We start from the raw sequence: 17,552 nt of genomic DNA, 5'->3' as shown, positions 1-17,552 counted from the left end.
TCTTGATCTCGCACCAAATCTCCGACTGGACGCTTGCGTTAGGATCAAGACTGTTCGGCGCAACTATTCTGCGGATGTCGACGCATCGAAAGATCGCCCCTTCGACGCAACCCACGGCACGACGTAGATCAGTTGGGAAAACGTAGCGGCATGGTGGCGCGTTCTCTGCCGAGTGCGCCGTCTTCTGGCAAACAGAGTTGCAGCGAGCGAAAGAGGAAGCGCTGCAGTGCGGTTGCTGCGGACGTGCGGTCGTTCGACTTCGCGTGGCTGAATAGACCGAATTCAGCCACAGGCGGCATCGGCAGCCCGACAGCACGCGGATCGATCACGTGCATAGTATCGCGGCGCACGTGCCAGTCGAGCAGTAAAGCAATGCCGAGTCCGGCCTCAACGGCCGACTGGATCGCCGACAGGCTCGTGCTCGTGCAGGCAACGCGCCACACGATGCCGGCGTCAAGCAACGTCGCAAAGAAGTTCTCCTGCCATCTACATGCTCCGCCGAATGCGATGATTGGTAGGGGGCCATCACGCAGGTCGGCATTGCGGGAACGTGCGGCGGCCCAGCGAAGCGGATGCCGCCAGGTAACGAGCGGCTCCGCGTGGATCAGCGCAGGATCGCCGATCGCGAAATCAAGTGTGTTGCTTGCGAGCCGCTGCGATAACGCCGGGCTCGCATCAACGACTATCTCCAACGAGACATCGGGAAACGATGCTGAGAATTGCCGCAATGCATGGCGAAGGTGACTCATTGCGATGTCTTCCAGAATGCCCACCCTCACCGTACCCGAGACGTCACCGACAGTCAGTGCGGAACGGGCCGCGAGGCCAATTTCAAGCACCTTGTGTGCATACGGCAGTAGCAGGCTGCCCGCCGAGGTCGGCTTCACGCCGCGCGGTGAACGTTCGAGCAGGCGTTGGCCGACTTCGTCTTCGAGACGTCGAAGGGCCATACTCACGGCAGCCTGGGTGCGATGAAGAGCCACCGCAGCATTGCTCACGCTGCCGGCCTCTATCACCGTAACGAACGTACGCAGCAGCGTGCTGTCGAGATCGCGAATCATCAATTCCCCTCATGCAAACATAAAGATTATCAGGTTATACCACGCATACAGCCGCGGTTAATATCCTTCCGTCACTCACGCAGAGAGCATAGATGAAGAGGAATTGAACGGACAGCAAACCGGATACGCGTTGCTGAAAGCGTCCGTGACATTCGTGCGTGCTACCGCGCCGATGTCCACCGTCGCATTCATATGCGCGATCCAATGAAGTACAGTACCGTTACCCGCGACGATGGCATACGGCACGATTAGCACAACTTGGCTACTACACCGCTTTGCGGTGTTAGCGCTCGTGGCCATGGTCCAGCCCCCTCTCGAGAAGGAGTTTCCATGTTTTGGCACACGAGAAGATCGAACCAGCTAGCTTCAGTCGACAAAAAACATTCGAGGCGAGAGCGTTCCGCAACGTTTGGCACGATTCCACCGGCAAAAGCCACGCTGATCAAAAATCGTCTAGGAGCGCCCGACAGTACGCCCTGTCACCGCACAGCGACTGCAACGCGGCTTAGCCCCCACTGCAGGGGAATTCTCAGACTCTCCAAGGGACATCATTGCTTATTGTAAAGGCAGCTGTGCCCCTGGTTCGTCCGGCTCAGGCATAAACAGTAACCGGTGCGCCCTGTTTTTTTTCGATCTGGATGGTTATATGAATACAAGCAACGATCGAGCACGTCTTGAGCGAGTCGCTCAAGACGCAGTCGCCCAGATGTTCGCTACTTCGCCGGAGACCGCCGCCTTCCATCGTGGCGATTGGATCGACAGTGAATACTATCGCCGCCACCTCATCGAAACAGTGTTGCGAATCCGCCTTAACAACGAGGTCGACGCGTTCGCGCTGTACAAAATCGGCTTCAAGGACAACACGCTCGCGCAAATTCTCGCGCAATACCTTGCAGAAGAATATGGGCATGAGGGGCTATTTCTGCGTGACATCGAGAAATTCAGCCTGTCTGCATCCGAGATCGACTGCACCGCACCTTTCCACAGCACCGACAAGCTGATTGGCTATCTTTATTTGAGCATTAGCCGCGACGGTCCGCTGTCGACAATGGTTTGGAACTGGTTTGTCGAATGGTATTCGGATCGCTATAACAAAATCATCACCGAAGCAGGAGCGCGCGCGTTCGGGCACGATCTCGTGAAGCGTCCGCTCGACCACATTCAGCACGACGGATCTCACGGTCACGATGATGTGATGTGGGTCGGTCTGCAGCGGGCAATCGACGGCTGGGGCGGAATCAAACAGGCTGAGACCTATTTGCGCCACTTCGTCGAACTGCTCCACGAGTACTTCGACGAGCTACTTGTGGCGACCACGCCCCGACGCGAAACTGTTGCTATATAAGGAACGTCCCCATGACCGCCATCATAGTGATTGAACCGGCGTCGTCCGGCACGGCGCTTGTCGCCGCCGCTGCGCGCCTTGGTGTCGCTGCGCACGTGTTTTCCGCCGAGCGCGTCGTGCCGCGTGACCTACGGGCGGCCGTCACGTCGTTCACGGTGGTGGACACTGCTTCGTCGAGCGCCGTCGCAGCCGCCGCATACGCCATTGGCGCCGATGGAATCGTACCTGGGTTCGAATACTCAGTCGATGTAGCGGCGCAAGCGGCCGCTCGGCTCGGTCTCCCGCATCTGCCGCTCGAAGCGGCAGCGCTCACTCGCGACAAGTACCGCAGCCGATCACACCTCGCAATTGCGGGACTGGCGGGGCCCCGATTCGCCCGAATCGCAGATCGCCGTGACATCGTGACGGCCGCCTCGCAGGTCGGCTTTCCAGCCGTTGTTAAGCCTGTGGACGGCTGCGGTAGCCAGCACGCGACGCGCGTCAACTCTCTTGTCGAGCTGCAGCTCGCGGTCGAGCGCGCCATGCGCCACGGCGTTGTAGATATGGGCCGCGAAATTGGCCACGTGTTGCTACTTGAGCAATATGTCGAGGGTCCGGAGTACAGCATCGAAGGTTACGTCGGCCGACATGGGCCGCGCGTGCTTGCGGTGGCAGAAAAGCTGCTGAGTGCCGAGCCGTATTTCGTCGAGATGGGGCACATTGTCGAAGCAGCGTTGGCGCCAGAGCATCGTACAGCGCTGGTCGCTTACGTCGAGAAGGTCGCCGCGAAAATCGGCCTCAACCTCGGCGTTTTCCATGCAGAGGCGCGCATGACGCGCGACGGCCCCGTGCTCATCGAGATCGCCGCACGGCTCGGAGGTGATCGGATCTACCAGCTGGTTGAACTCAGCAAGTCCATCTCCTTGCCAGAAGTGATGATACGCAGTCATCTCGGCGACACCGATCCAGCGCCCCTCTGTGATGCAAGGCATGCGACGTGCGTGAGCGGTGTGCAGTTCTTCACGCCCGTAACTGGGCGCTTCGCCGGCGCCGCTGCGGTCGAACGCGTGCGCGCGACGCCCGGCTTCGAAGAGGTCGAGGTTCTTTCGCACATCGGCGGTACAGTCCTAAAACTGACGGACTTTCGCGCCCGCGTCGGACATGTGCTGTTTACGGCCGCAGATCGCCCGACGCTCGATTTGCGCCTCGCCGAAGCGCTGAAAGCGCTAAAATTCGATCACGCCGATAACGGTAGCTGAAAAATTTTCGCGACATGAGAATCAACTGATCCTCCGAGGGTAATCGCATAGTCGTGCTCAACCGTTGGTCCGACGAGTTCGCTGCTTAATATCACAACATCGATGATGCCGTCACGCTGCGCGCGGGACTGGACGCCAATCGGCGCCGTCGCCCCCAATCCGGAGCGCGAGTCAGTCGTCACGATGGCCTCGCACACCGCACTCAAACAGCCTTTGGCTGCATGACTGAGGCGAGTACCTTGACACGCGCCGGCTGGCACCACGCCAAACGGATTGTTCAGGGTGGACGAAATAGCTTGCGCACGGCCGAAATATCTTCTCACAAATCAACCAACCCCCTTTATCAGTAGTGAGTCATGGCTGACGAAGCTACTCTCACGTTAGCTTGCTACAAACATCAATTTTATTTGTTTGATATGACCGCAGTCGATTTGATATCGTGGCATCCATGGATATTCACCATGAATAGCATTTTTCTGCGAGGGGCAGCACAGCTATCGGCAACGGAATAAATAACCTCGATCTCTTCTGTCGAAGGTCCCTGCGCTATTTCCAGCCATCACCATTCCTCAAGTGGATGCATTGCCACAAAGGAGAAAATCCATGAAAAATCACGTCGCATCTTCACAAAGTCCATCGCCGACTGTTGACCTATTGTATGACTACGCGCCGTTCCTCCAGCTCTGCGAGTCTGAAGGGGCAATCGGCTCCTTTTCATCACGCACTCCAACTCCGCGCGTTGCCATCGTGGGGGCCGGTATTAGCGGTCTTGTGGCGGCGACTGAACTGATGCGGGCAGGCGTAAACGACGTTACGGTCTTTGAGGCCCGCGATCGCATTGGAGGAAGAATATGGTCACAAGTATTTGATCCGCGGTACCCGCACCTTATTGCTGAAATGGGCGCAATGCGGGTCCCTCCGAGTGCAACCGGTCTTTTCCATTATTTGAACAAACACGGCATTTCCACGACCACGTCTTTCCCCGATCCAGGAGTGGTTGATACCGAATTGCATTATCGCGGCACTCGCCATACCTGGCCGGCGGGAGATTCACCGCCACCTTTGTTCAGGCTTGTTCATGAAAGCTGGAGGGCATTTTTACAGGAAGGGTGCGTGATCAATGGCACATCTCTTGTAGCGCCGGCAGAAATCACGGTCATGTTGAAATCACATCGCTTTCAGGAAGCGCGTGCGGCATGGCAAACGTGGCTCGATGTGTTCCGTGACAGTTCTTTCTATGCGGCCATTGTCGCGATTTTCACTGGCCCTCGCCCCCCCGGAGGTATCCCTTGGGAAAGGCCTTATGACTTTGAGCTGTTTGGCTCTTTAGGAATAGGATCCGGAGGTTTCCTACCTGTTTATCAGGCCGGATTCACCGAAATACTGCGCTTGGTCGTTAACGGCTATCTGGATGATCAACGCCTGATTTCCTGCGGAATCTCTACACTGGCTGAGCGCCTGGCGGGAGCGGAGATCGCAGGGTGCTCCGTTTCTGAACGGGTTCGCTTCAATAGCGTGGGTCGCATCTACAAAGAGAATGGAAAGATAAAACTGGTAACTGATGAAGACGAGGCATTGGTTTTCGACCGAGTGATCGTCACTAGCAACAACAGGGCAATGCAGATGGTTCATTGCCTGACCGACGACGAAACGTTTCTCAGCCACGACGTCTCACGAGCCGTCAGGGAAACGCATCTTACGGGTTCCTCAAAGCTGTTCATGCTCACCCGCGACAAGTTCTGGATCACTAAAGACCTGCCAGTCACCATCCAGTCTGACAGTTTTGCGAGAGGAGTATATTGCCTTGATTACGAACCCGATAAGCCAGATGGTCAGGGTGTAGTTTTGCTTAGTTACACTTGGGAAGATGACGCTCACAAGCTACTGAGTGTTCCCAACAAAAAACAGCGGTGTGAGTGCTTTGTTGACGACCTTGCTACATTCCATCCAGAACTTGCGCGCCACCTGGTTCCCGCCGATGACGACTATGAACGTAGCATCCTGCACCATGACTGGCTGACCGATCCGCATTCTTCGGGTGCCTTTAAGCTCAACTATCCGGGCGAAGATGTTTACTCGCAGCGTCTCTTCTTTCAGTTCAAGACCGCGAATGATCCCGCATGGGATTCCGGCCTTTATCTGGCAGGATGTGGCTGCTCTTTTACCGGTGGATGGATTGAGGGAGCTGTGCAGACGGCTGTGAACAGCGCCTGCGCCGTCATACGTAGCGCAGGAGGAAATCTTTTACCGGGCAATCCTCTTGACGAGATCCGCAGTGCTTATCGTTACTGACATCGGACAGGATGACATCCTATTCGCGGAAATTTTATGTATCCAAAAAACACTGTGGAATCGCTTTGCGATGGCATACGTACCGGTGCACTTTCAGCGGCTGAAATCCGGGAGCGTGCACTCAGCGCTGATTCGCATCTGAAAAAGCTCAACTGCTTCATCCGCACTTGCGGCCCGGACGCGCATTTCGCTAAAGCGAATGATGCCCTGAAAGGCGCACCGCTCTACGGCATTCCCTTTTCCTTAAAGGACAATATTTGTGTTAAGGGGCTCCCTGTCACTGCCGGTACACCGGGGATGGAAGGTTGTATAGCCACGCGCGATGCGCTTGTTGTCAGAAAGCTGAGAGCGCTCGGTGCTGTCGTTGCCGGCAAGAACAACATGCATGAACTCAGCTTTGGTATCACATCGGTCAATCCTCGATGGGGAACGGTGGGAAATCCAGCGGCTCCAGGGCATTTGGCTGGTGGCAGCAGTGGCGGCTGTGCCGCTGCTGTGGCAGCCGGTATCGTTCCGATGGCGATCGGAACGGACACCGGCGGCTCCGTAAGGATACCGGCCGCCTTCTGTGGTATCACCGGCTTCAGGCCCACAAGTGGTCGCTGGTCTTCGGCCGGAATCATTCCAGTTTCTCGCACGAAGGATTCGCCGGGCCTTCTGACGCGGACGGCGAAAGATGCATTACTTCTATATGATCTGCTGTCCCCCGATAGGCACCTTCCGACAAAACAGAAAAATACTCGCGGCCGAATAGGCCTTCCGGCCTCCATGTGGACTGACCTGGAGGATGATGTCCGAAAGTATTGCTGGCATGCCGTCAGGCGATTGACTTGCGCTGGTTTCCAGTGCGTTGAACTGGATGACGCGGTTGTTGCTGACCTGAATAGAACCGGAACCTTCACCATTCCGGTTTACGAATTCTTCACTGACTTTCCCCGCACATTGCTTTCCTTAGGATGGGGAAACAGGATAAATGCTGTATTTGATAACATTCGCGACAAAATTGTTCGCAACATCATTCACGCCAATCTTGGTGGACAGCTTATATCTGCCGCAGATTATTCATCAGCAATCCAGAATATAGGCGTCTTACGTCTACAAATAGACTCGCTGTTCAGCACTCGAGGCATCGATTTTCTCGTGTACCCGACAGTTCCGCGTAGCGTCCCTCATCTGAGCGATGCCAGCAGGCCGGGACTGTTTGCCGAGGTGATACGTAACACCGACTTGGCCAGCAACGCCGCGATACCTTCTATCACCCTTCCAGTTGCTCCCGACGATGCATTACCGGTGGGATTGAGTATTGACGCCGCGCGGGGCCAGGACCGCCGCCTTCTGGCCGCAGCAATGTCTATGGAAGACATTTTGGCTTCCTGAAAATGAGGCTGCCATTCAACACCGCACAGACGCACGGCACCGATAACAGCCAACATTCATACGCATTGCCAGGAGGCAGATAGCTAATGCAAATTTCGTTGAAAAGAATAAACGTGCTCTTTGACGCAGATAGTTTTGTTGACCGTCAACCTGCCGCAAAAAGTCATTTCATCTGCGGCGAAGGAACCATAAATTTGGTAAAAACCTTTCTGGTCATGAATCGCGGAGGAGACTGTGAATTTCAGGGAGGCGGACAGTGGCGCACTGCCGAGCAGATCATCAGCACGGTAACTCGGGCCCGGGATAAACGTGCCCCCTTAATCTACATTCAGGACAAGGCAGGAGGGACAGGTAGTTTTGACACCGCGAAAGTGCTCTCGCCGGACATGGCCAGATTACTTTTATCTCCATTCGGAATGGGCAGGGTCAGTGCATCCCTCGCAGAATTTGCAGAAGGAAATTTGCTAATTTCCGTCATACTCGGTCCGACCTCAGGTCCACTTGCTTTACCGTTGATGCTCGCAGACCTAGTGTTGATGACTGAGAAAGGTGCTCTATGTATGGGTCGTCCGGATATGGTGAAGGCAATGCTGGCCCAGGAGTCCGATCTCTATTCGCTAGGTGGAACAGACGTTCACAGCAAGGGCTCGGGCTCGGTTCAACTGGTATTCAAAGATGAAGAAAGTTTATTCAAGTGCATAAGAAAATTACTGCATGGAAGTTTCAAAGGCAAGGGACCCCATGGCCTTGAATATGAAGAACCCGATGCGGTTGATTTTGAAAAATTAATTCCAACAGATCATCGCACACCCTATGACATGCATCATTTGCTGAATTCCTTTATCGACAAAGGCAGCTTTACGGAAATAAGCGACGAATACGCGGAGGAAGTGTTGACCGCCTACGCGAGCATCAAAGGAAATTTCGCTGTAATTATTGCCAACAACCCCCGACATAATGGAGGTGCAATTTATCGGAAATCCGCCTCAAAAATGGTAAAAATGATAAATATTGCCGCAAAAACCAACATTCCAATCATATTCATTGCCGATATCCCAGGATTTATGATCGGCAGAGAAGCTGAAAAAAGTGGCATATTTTCGGCCGCAGCGGAATTATTCAGAGCACATGTTCGATGCAAGGTACCAAAATTACTGCTCGTTGCCAGAAAAGCGTATACGGGAGGAGTGTACGCCATGGGTGGTCCTGGATTTGACCCTGTGGCAGTACTGGCGTATCCGCGGGCCCACATCGGCGTTTTCAGCCCGGACACGATGAAGAAAGTAATGTCTGAGTCTGATGAAACCACCAGATCCATAATGCGAAAACTGACCGATGAAATTGAAAACCCAGAATTGTTGAAAATTAATGGGCTGATTACTGATGTCATCGAGATAGAACATACTCGAGAACAAATTACCAAGTATTTGTTCCCTGTAGGGAGTGAAGCTAGCGCCTGAGTTGAATCGCAAGCGTCTCACTTCCACAGTCCAGCGCAGTCTGCTTGTCGGTAACGCGGATACATGGCGGGCGGATACGACCGCATTAAAGGGCGAAGTTTCGCGGTTTGGCCTCGGTCTGCCGTTGTTGAGAGCTAGCGAGGAGGTGCATGCGGCGTCGACTGAAGCCGACGCCGACCGAATGTCGACGAACCAAGTTGCAGTCTCCAGCGAAGCCACGCTCAACCGCGAGCAGATCCAGAAGGACCGAGAAAATGTTGAAACTAGCGCTTGCTGGCCGTGGAAGTCCGACGTTAAGTCGTGAGTTCGGTGCACGGAGTGGTGGCAGGCTGCCGAACCATCGCGATCACTCACAAACCGTCCGAGAAACCTGTATTACATAACGGCCGCTAGCGTCGACCGACGACAGTCCCCGTGGCGCACAGCACGCGTACTGTGAGCGATAGACTTCATTAATGATGATCTTCAGCACCCAGCGACCGCGCAGTCGCAGCGTCGTCCATCACCGCAGCGCCATTCAGGCAACAACCAGATTGACACATGGCTTACCGTTCGCGCCGAACCTGCTCAATCAGGCGTTTGCCGTCACCGCGCCGAATCAGGCCTGCTGTGGTGATATCCGTTATGTCGCCACAAAACCTTCGAAACCCCACAGATCCATGCCGCATAAGCCTTGCTGAAAGATCCCATTTCCTAACCTGGGTGGACTGGTCTTCGCGTGGTCTCACGCGGAGCAACCATGCGTGACGCCTCCTGCAATATTATCTCCCGCATCCAGTTGCTTGCCGGATCACTGCTGTGAAGGGCAGACCATTGGACGGCCTCGGTGAATGCGGGCAGTGGCAGCGGAAGTTCGACGATCCGCAGAGGCATCGTTTTTTCGAAATGCTTGGCCAGCCTGAAGGGCATCGTCCCTATACGGTCAGTGTTTAATAGCATAGGCAGGATCATGCTAAAGCTCTGCACGATGACCTCGTTCCGTCTCTTGAGGCCGTGCTCAAGCAAAAACCACTCGTCGACGGAGGGCCGCCGCGTCCGTCCGAACCTGACCGAAACGTGCCCCATCGACATGTATCTCTCGAATGTAAGCTGCCCTGATAGCTGCTTGTTCGTGCGGCAGCCTACGCACACGAGTGTCTCCTCGAACAGCTTCGCTTTAGGATGCGCGCTCGACATGAACAATTCCGGCAAGATAAGAAAATCGGCTTCGCCGCGCCGGAGAACCTCATCGGGGTCATCGGCAAGTGGCAGCAATTCGAAGCCGACGGCGGGAGCTTCCCGTGCAATACGCTCCACGATCTTTCGAAAAAATACGACTGCCATGAAATCGGAAAGGATGATCCTGAAGCGGCGATCCGATTTGGCCGGGTTGAAGACGTCCCGGGAAATAACGGAGAGCTGGATGTGCACCAGAGCCTCGCGGATTGGAGCAGCGAGCCCTTCAGCACGCGGTGTGGGGACAAGTTCCCGGCCCCTCATCGTAAACAGTTCATCGCAGAAATAGGCGCGTAGCCGGGCGACGGCCGCGCTCATGGCCGGCTGGCTCAGGTTGATGCTGCGTGCCGCCGCGGTGAGGTTACGCTCGGTCATCAGAGCATCGAGCGCGACGAGGAGATTTAGATCGAGGCCCTTGAAACGCATGATCCCAACTTATAAATAATGTGGATGTGTTCCATCAAAACAATCGACTTTACGCGTTGTGCGGCATGGAGGATAGTGTTCCTGGTACATCCGATTGAGTTTCGCCAACCTGCTGGCGCCTTCGTGGTGCCGGGGTAGCGGAAGAAGTGTGCGGTAGAACTGAGCGAAGCCGAGGAACTGACATTGCAGCAGTTGTCGATCAATCACATGCATCGGGGCACGCGAGCGCGGCCCTGTCGCTGCTCGGACACAGGATCAAGCGCAAGCTACTCCAGCGGGCTTACTTCCACCGGCCTCCCATAGGATTCGTGCATCCGTCGATTCCATGAAGATTGTGGAGCTACTAAGCCTTACTGCAAGCAGCTCGACACTCGCCCACCGCCAGATTTTGCACAGACAGGAAGATTCCCCTGTGAAAACTTTGCCGCGCGGCAAAGCGTTCGTACCGCATTTGCATATAAACGTCTAAATTAGGAGTGCTATATGTACGGCCAACATCATTTCTTAATGACACCAGGCCCGTTGGCCTTGAGCGACGAAGTGAAGGCGCAGATGCAATTCGATATGGGCTCGCGCGACCGGAGCTTCAAAAACATCACGGCTTTGGTGCGTGAACTAATGATCGAGCTGATCGACGGGAATGACACACATTCGGTCGTCCCAATCCAGGGCAGCGGTTCCTACGGTATGGAAGCTGCGCTGGCTACCTTCATCTGTCCGTCTGATCGGCCGCTCGTCTGCATCAACGGAATTTATGGCGAGCGGATACTGAAGATACTGGAGCTGCGAGGCGTGCAGACCGTCAGCATGAAGGCGCCGAGCGATCAACCGCTCTCGGCCGCCGACATCGCCGCGTATCTGGAGCAGGACCGCACGATCACGCACCTTTGTTTCGTGCATTGCGAGACGACTACCGGTGTCATTAATCCACTCGATGCGATCGTGGATCTGGCTAAACGGCGCGGCGTCAGGACGATCATCGACGCGATGAGTTCTTTTGGCGCCACCGACATCAGTGCCAGGAGAATCGCTTTCGACGTGCTCGTAACGTCCAGCAATAAATGCATCGAGGGGCCGCCGGGCGCGGCTTTCGTCATCGCATCACTTGATCTGCTCAGGAGCAAGGGCAATCCGGTCAATTCCTTTGTCCTCGACGTCCGTAATCAGTGGCAAAGTTTCGAGCAAACCGGCGAATGGCGATCCACGCCACCCACGCATGTGATCCAGGCATGCGCAAAAGCGCTTGAAGTACTTGCCAGTGAAGGCGTGATTCACCGCGGCGAACGTTACGGCGCGGTGCGTGACGAAATCGTCCGCTCGACCGAACGATACGCATCGCCACTTCTAAACGCCCAAGTGCGCTCACCCGTGTGTCTGGCGCTCACGGCAAACGGCATCATTAATACCCAGAGGGATTTCGATGCGCTTTACGCGCATCTCACCAACTACAACCTCTATATCTATTCGAAGCTGCATCTTCAGACCCGCAGCTTCAGGATCGGATGCATCGGCTCCATCAAGCCGGCATGGATCCGCCTGCTGGCGACCGCATTTCGAGACTTTTTCGACGCGTCCCGGATTACCGGAAAGGCGTCAATCCACCCCGAAGCTGAATTCGTCAAAGAGGTCTTGTAACATGTCACGGAATATTCCCGGCACGGAAATGTCCCGAGAAACCGCGCTCCTGTATGCCGGTTATCGGCACGACCCCATCACCAAGGCCGTCGCGGTGCCGATCTACCAATCCACCGCCTATGAGCTCGACGGCGATCTGTCGAAGATTGCCGACATCTACAACGTCAAGGAAGACGGATTCACCTACACGCGGATCATCAATCCAACCACGCGCATCCTGGAACAGAGATATGCCACGGTGGACGGCGCCGCCGATGCACTCGCCGTGGCGTCGGGACAGGCCGCAACGTTCCTTGCCCTCGTGAATCTAAGCAGCGGGCAGCCTGGCGACAACGTCGTGGCATCGAAGTACCTGTACGGGAATTCTTGGAACCTGTTGTTCAACACGTTCAAACGGCTGGGCATCGAGGCGCGATCGGCCGACCCACGAGAGGTGTCATCGTTCGAATCGCAGATCGACGATAGAACCGTCGCGATCTTCGGCGAGGTGTTTTCCAACCCCTGTCTTATACCGTTTCCCGTCGCGGCGCTTGCCGAAATCGGCAAGCGCCGCGGCATTCCGCTTGTGGTCGACAACACGACCACGCCGCTCGTGTCCCGCCCCGCTTCGCTTGGCGCCGCCATCACAACATATTCGGCGACGAAATACATCTGCGGCCACGGCACGACGCTGGGCGGGTTGGTAGTCGACAACGGCAACTTCGCCTTCGACGATCCTTCCCGCTTGCCTTTACTCAATGAGCCCGACGAAGCGCATGGCGGAATACTCTGGCGCGATGCCGTGCGGAAACTGGGCGACCTTGGCGCGAGCGCCTATCTCCTGAAGGCACGGATGACCTGGCTTCGCGATACCGGTGCCGCGATCAGTCCGTTCGCGAGCTTCCAATTGATTCAAGGCCTAGAGACGCTGCATCTGCGCATGCAACGCCATTGCGAAAACGCGGCGGCGGTGGCCAGTTTCCTGAAGCAGCACCCGAAGGTCAGGCGCATCTCGTATCCGGGGCTCGCCACTGGACGCGATCGCGAACTCGTTGACGAACTGGTCGACGCCCGCGTCGGTCATGGCGCCATGATCATGTTCGAACTGGACAACGAGGCGGCTGGCCGGGCGTTCATCCAGAACATCCGGCTCATGTATCACGTTTCGAACGTGGGTGATGCGCGGACACTCGTGACGCATCCCGTCTCGACCACTCACACCACCGTCCCGAAAGAGAAACGCGAGGCCGCGGGAATATTCGACGGATCGATCCGCCTGTGCGTCGGCATCGAAAACGTGGACGACGTGATTTTCGATATTCAACGCGGGCTCGACGCCATCTGATGCCCAATCCGGCGAGGAAGATAACCATCATGGAAACGTCTCAAGTCTGGAAACTGCGGAACAAGCGGTTCGATACATTCCATTTCTCCCGCGACATCACGCGGGATCTGTCCGAATTGCGACCGGACAATATCACCGGCGCGCTGTACGTTCTGAAGGACTACCTGGTCATGCTGGCTTGTGCGTTTGTCACGGTTCGGTTCAGTTGGTGGCTTTACCCAATTGCGGTGCTCATGATTGGCGCGCATCAGCGGGGGCTGACGACGATCTCGCACGATGCCGCCCACCGGATACTCGCGAAAAATACAAAATGGAACCATTTTCTCGGCATTACGTTCGCCGCCTATCCGATCTTTCAACGGCACTGGGCCTATCGCGTTTCCCATGTGCATCTTCATCATCCGTACCTTGGCGATCCCGAGCAAGATCCCGACCTGCAGTTTTTCATCTCTTCCGGGGTTTATCAGGTGCGCGAGCCGCGCGAGTATGCGTTTTCGATCGTCTGGAAGGCCATTCTGGGCGGGGCCACGCTGCGCTATCTGAAGTACCTGTGGCACAACCGCTTTCTGATTTCGAACAAGGACGACAAGAGCGTCGACAAACGGGGCGCCGCCATCGATTCCTACGGGTTCGCGGCCTTCTGGGTGATCATCATTGCCGGCTTTGCCAAGGCCGGTGCGCTGCATTTACTGGTGCTGTTCTGGCTGATTCCCTATCTGACCACCTTCCAGATACTGGGCTGGTTCATTGAGATCGCCGAGCACTCGCCAATGTGCGAGACCGAGGTCGAAAACGTCTATCTCACGCGCAACCGAAAGGGCAACCTGATCGAACGGCTGCTGTTCGGCGTAAATTTCGATGAATACCATCTGGAGCACCATCTTTCGCCCGGTGTTCCGTTCTGGCTGTTAGCGCGCGCGCAGAACATCCGCATGCGCGATCCGAACTATGCCGAGATTACCGATTCCTGGGGCGGCCTGTTTGTGCGTGGCCCCAAGGGGCAGCCGAGCGTCATCGGCCAGTTGCTCGACCGGAACAGGCGTCTCTACGACGCGCGGCGTGCATCCCTCTCAACGGCGGTGCAAGAGCAATGATGGACAAACCTCGTGATGTGGGTCGCGCCGTCGTCGGAGTCACGGCCAATCGTCACCTTTACGACGGCGTTCACCGTGACTGGTTGCGGCGGCGCTACATCGATGCGCTCGACCGGCACGCATCCGTCGAATGCGTGATCCTGCCAACGATCGACGGCGATCTGCCCTGGGACGCAACCGTGCGCAATTTCCGCGAAGTGATGCGGCGCCTGGACGGCCTGGTATTGACCGGCGACGAATCGAATCTCGATCCCAGGATCTTCAACGAGCAGCAACGCGTCTGGAATCGCGGGGAAGACGATGTCATTCCCGGCGAGCGAGATCGGCCAAGGGATCGTCTGTCAAGCGTCGCATTGTCGGTCGCTATTGAACTCGAAATGCCGGTCCTCGGTATCTGCCGCGGTTTGCAGGAGATGAGCGTTCATCGGAACGGCACGCTGCATGCCGACTTGTCAGTGGTGGGCCAAGGCATCGTGCATAGCGAGAACCCGAACGTGCCTCGCGATCAGCAGTATCTCCCCGTTCATACGATCCAGGTCGTTCCCGGCGGACTACTGTCGTCGATCGTCGAGAACCGCGAGCTCTACGTCAATTCCCTGCACAACCAGGGCATCACCACGGTGGCGTCCGGTGTTCAGTTGGAAGCGGTCGCCGAGGATGGCGTGATCGAGGCTCTGTCCTACACGACGTCAGCGGCCTTTCAACTCGCGGTGCAGTGGCACCCCGAATGGCATGCCGCCGCCGATACCACGAGCCGGAAGATATTCAGGGCATTCGGAAGTGCATGCCATGCTTATCAATCAACGGGGCAATTGTCGAAATAGCGGCCGGGCCGGTTTTTTGGCAATCCAATCTCCCTTGCAATTCAATCGCATCTTCAGGCTAACTGGACGATTTATGGATTTACATTTGTTGGCTTTGTTTTCCGTTGCCTTCACGTCCGCAATCGCCGTGCCCGGCCCCAACGTTGCGTTTGCAGTTGCCCAGGCGATCAGGCATGGAATCAAAACGACAATTCCCGGTGCATTATTCGGTTTTGGGCTGGGAACCGCCATTCACGCGACGGTCGTGCTGTCGGGCGTCGGTTTGATCATCTATGACCATCGCTGGATCCTGACTTACCTACGATGGATCGGGGCGATCTATCTCGCCTACCTCGCGGTCGGCGCCTTCTTCGCGAAATCCGGGCCGAGCGACGGGAAGGTCGGCGATTCGAGCCCGAAGCAGATGTTTGTCGATTCGCTGCTCGTTTCCCTGACCAACCCCAAGGGATGGCTGGCCAGCCTGCTCACCTACCCGAGTTTCATCAGCCCGCGCGTTTCGTACACCATCCAGGCAATCTCCTTGGGTCTGGCGGCGATGGTCATTTCGCTCTCGATCTATAGCGGGTATATGTTCCTCGCCCACAAGGCGCGCGCGGCCTTCGACAACAAATCTGCATTCAACAGGGTAACAGGCGTGATTTACGCGTTGGTCGCGCTTGGTCTGATCCTGTCTCCTTATTGACGGACTGGAATCACCGATGGTTTATCGATCAACGGCATGACAAAAAGGAGCACCATGATCTTCGACTATATTTTAATTGGCGGTGGCAGCGCGGATCGATCATCGCGCGACGGCTCGCCGATGCGAATATCGGCTCGGTCCTGCTCATCGAAGCAGGACCACCTGACGAGGGAATCCCCGCGATGATGGATATCTCCCGTCTGTTTGAACTCGATTCCGGTACGGACTGGGCGTTCCTGACCAAACCCAAGAAGCATTCCGGCCGCCAGATCACGTACTCGCGCGCCAGGATGCGGGGCGGCTGCGGCAATCACAACGACTGTGCCTACCTGGTACCGCCGGAAGCGAATTTTGATTCATGGCGCGAGCTTGGTGCCGATGGATGGTCAGGAAAGGATGTCAGACCGTATTTCGAGCATCTGAAAGAACGCGTCACGATCGAGCAGCGTCCGGAGCGACACCTCGCTTCGCGCGCGTTTATCGAGGCAGGTGTCGCGCTCGGATTGCCGAAGGTCGATTTCGGCATTGGCATGCTGACCTTGAACGTGCACGGGCGCCTGAGGAATTCGTCGTCCGTCGCCTACCTCCATCCGTTGACGTCCTTGCCCCCTAATCTGGAGATCCAGACCGACACGCTCGTCGGCAGGATCAAGTTCATCGGCAGCGTGGCCAGCGCCTGCCTCACCGGGAGGGGGCGCATTGCCGCCGGGCGGGAAATCATTGTTTGCGCAGGGAGCATCCAACCTCCTCAGCTTCTTTTGAGCTCGGGAATCGGCGATGCGGCCGATCTGCGTGAACTCGGTATCGACGTGGTCCACCACAGTCCCGGTGTCGGCAAACACCCGATCGATCACTACTCAGTGCCGGTGATTTTCGAAACGGCGGCGCCGGTACCCGACCGGCACATCACGCCTTACGAGGCGATTGCCATGCTGAACACCACACCGGGCGCGCAATCGGTGGAGAGCCAGCTACAACTCGGCCCGACGGCCGGCTGGGTCAACGGGCGGTTCGGTGACGAATACCAAGCGTCGACCCCGAAGCGAGATCTATTATTGCGCTCGAGCCGAATGTCGCCAGAAGCCGGAGCCACGGGTTCCGAAAATTACCTCCCCCGATATTTGCGTCGCGCCGACAATCGACCTCAACTATCTTTCGGACGCCGATCATTACGACGAGAATATTCTGCTCGAGAGCGTTTCGTTTGCCGGCGGCTGGGCCAGACGGAAAGCTTCAAGAGAATTATCAGCAAGGAATTGCTGCCCGGCCCCGACATTATTCAAGAGAGCGATCTGCGCGAATACATCCGGAAAAATTGCCAGACGAACTATCACGCTGCCGGCACCTGTCGAGCAGGCTCCGCCAACGATCCGAACGCCGTCGCGTCCCCGATCTGAAGGTCAAGGGGGTTTCCGGGCTGCGCGTCTGCGACGTGTCCGTGTCCGTGTCCGTGTCCGTGTCCGTGTCCGTGTCCGTGTCCGTGTCCGTGTCCGTGTCCGTGTCCGTGTCCGGCGATGGTGTCGGTCAATATCAATACAACCGTCACGATGGTCGGCGAAAAGGCAGCAGATCTGATTGT

General features: G+C 56.4%; 13 protein-coding genes and 1 pseudogene. 12 read left to right on the top strand and 2 right to left on the bottom strand.

Annotated elements, in window-relative coordinates; genetic code table 11:
• Positions 1 to 128: 128 nt before the first annotated feature.
• The gene (locus tag B0G74_RS05630; protein ID WP_132373978.1) at positions 129 to 1,061 is read right to left on the bottom strand and encodes a LysR family transcriptional regulator; all 933 of its coding nucleotides are present in this window, start codon (positions 1,059 to 1,061) and stop codon (positions 129 to 131) included.
• A gap of 646 nt (positions 1,062 to 1,707) precedes the next feature.
• Between B0G74_RS05630 and B0G74_RS05625 the strand changes: the two genes are divergently transcribed.
• The 6 genes and pseudogenes from B0G74_RS05625 to B0G74_RS46485 all read left to right on the top strand — a co-directional run.
• Complete coding sequence (locus tag B0G74_RS05625; protein ID WP_132373977.1) at positions 1,708 to 2,406, top strand: hypothetical protein; 699 nt, start codon at positions 1,708 to 1,710, stop codon at positions 2,404 to 2,406.
• Between the two features lie 11 nt (positions 2,407 to 2,417).
• On the top strand, positions 2,418 to 3,644 hold the full coding sequence (locus tag B0G74_RS05620; protein ID WP_132373976.1) for an ATP-grasp domain-containing protein: 1,227 nt from the start codon (positions 2,418 to 2,420) through the stop codon (positions 3,642 to 3,644).
• Between the two features lie 603 nt (positions 3,645 to 4,247).
• Positions 4,248 to 5,936, top strand: a complete 1,689-nt coding sequence (locus B0G74_RS05615) for an NAD(P)/FAD-dependent oxidoreductase (protein ID WP_132373975.1) — start codon at positions 4,248 to 4,250, stop codon at positions 5,934 to 5,936.
• A 36-nt stretch (positions 5,937 to 5,972) separates the two neighbouring features.
• Positions 5,973 to 7,313: an amidase family protein gene (locus tag B0G74_RS05610; RefSeq protein WP_132373974.1), complete on the top strand. Its 1,341-nt coding sequence runs from the start codon at positions 5,973 to 5,975 to the stop codon at positions 7,311 to 7,313.
• An 86-nt stretch (positions 7,314 to 7,399) separates the two neighbouring features.
• Complete coding sequence (locus B0G74_RS05605) at positions 7,400 to 8,773, top strand: carboxyl transferase domain-containing protein (protein ID WP_132373973.1); 1,374 nt, start codon at positions 7,400 to 7,402, stop codon at positions 8,771 to 8,773.
• A gap of 518 nt (positions 8,774 to 9,291) precedes the next feature.
• Positions 9,292 to 9,408, top strand: a pseudogene (locus B0G74_RS46485) (IS3 family transposase); the annotation flags it as partial.
• 58 nt (positions 9,409 to 9,466) lie between these two features.
• Here the strand turns inward: B0G74_RS46485 and B0G74_RS05600 are convergent.
• Entirely contained in the window at positions 9,467 to 10,414 is a 948-nt protein-coding gene (locus B0G74_RS05600; protein ID WP_132373972.1) for a LysR family transcriptional regulator, read from the bottom strand.
• A gap of 483 nt (positions 10,415 to 10,897) precedes the next feature.
• Here B0G74_RS05600 and B0G74_RS05590 point away from each other — a divergent pair, with 483 nt between their 5' ends.
• The 6 genes from B0G74_RS05590 (at position 10,898) to B0G74_RS05565 (ending at position 17,370) form a co-directional block, all read left to right on the top strand.
• Positions 10,898 to 12,049 carry a 2-aminoethylphosphonate--pyruvate transaminase gene (locus tag B0G74_RS05590; protein WP_105512309.1) on the top strand — a complete coding sequence of 384 codons (1,152 nt, stop codon included), beginning with the start codon at positions 10,898 to 10,900 and terminating at the stop codon, positions 12,047 to 12,049.
• A 28-nt stretch (positions 12,050 to 12,077) separates the two neighbouring features.
• Positions 12,078 to 13,373: a PLP-dependent transferase gene (locus tag B0G74_RS05585; RefSeq protein ID WP_243658109.1), complete on the top strand. Its 1,296-nt coding sequence runs from the start codon at positions 12,078 to 12,080 to the stop codon at positions 13,371 to 13,373.
• Between the two features lie 29 nt (positions 13,374 to 13,402).
• Positions 13,403 to 14,467 (top strand): fatty acid desaturase family protein, encoded by a 1,065-nt coding sequence (locus B0G74_RS05580; RefSeq protein WP_128589490.1) that lies wholly within the window; start codon positions 13,403 to 13,405, stop codon positions 14,465 to 14,467.
• A complete protein-coding gene (locus B0G74_RS05575) occupies positions 14,467 to 15,291 on the top strand; it encodes a gamma-glutamyl-gamma-aminobutyrate hydrolase family protein (protein WP_243658108.1) in 825 nt (274 codons plus the stop codon). Before B0G74_RS05580 ends, B0G74_RS05575 begins: the two co-directional genes overlap by 1 nt.
• Positions 15,257 to 15,973, top strand: coding sequence for a LysE family translocator (locus B0G74_RS05570; RefSeq protein WP_243658107.1), 717 nt, complete (start codon positions 15,257 to 15,259; stop codon positions 15,971 to 15,973). The genes B0G74_RS05575 and B0G74_RS05570 overlap by 35 nt, the downstream gene beginning before the upstream one ends.
• 182 nt (positions 15,974 to 16,155) lie before the next feature.
• Positions 16,156 to 17,370, top strand: a complete 1,215-nt coding sequence (locus tag B0G74_RS05565; RefSeq protein WP_347814510.1) for a GMC family oxidoreductase — start codon at positions 16,156 to 16,158, stop codon at positions 17,368 to 17,370.
• Positions 17,371 to 17,552: the final 182 nt, after the last annotated feature.

This window comes from Paraburkholderia sp. BL9I2N2, assembly GCF_004339745.1.
In the GTDB taxonomy this organism is placed as follows: domain Bacteria; phylum Pseudomonadota; class Gammaproteobacteria; order Burkholderiales; family Burkholderiaceae; genus Paraburkholderia.
This window is presented reverse-complemented; position numbering and strand designations above follow the sequence as displayed.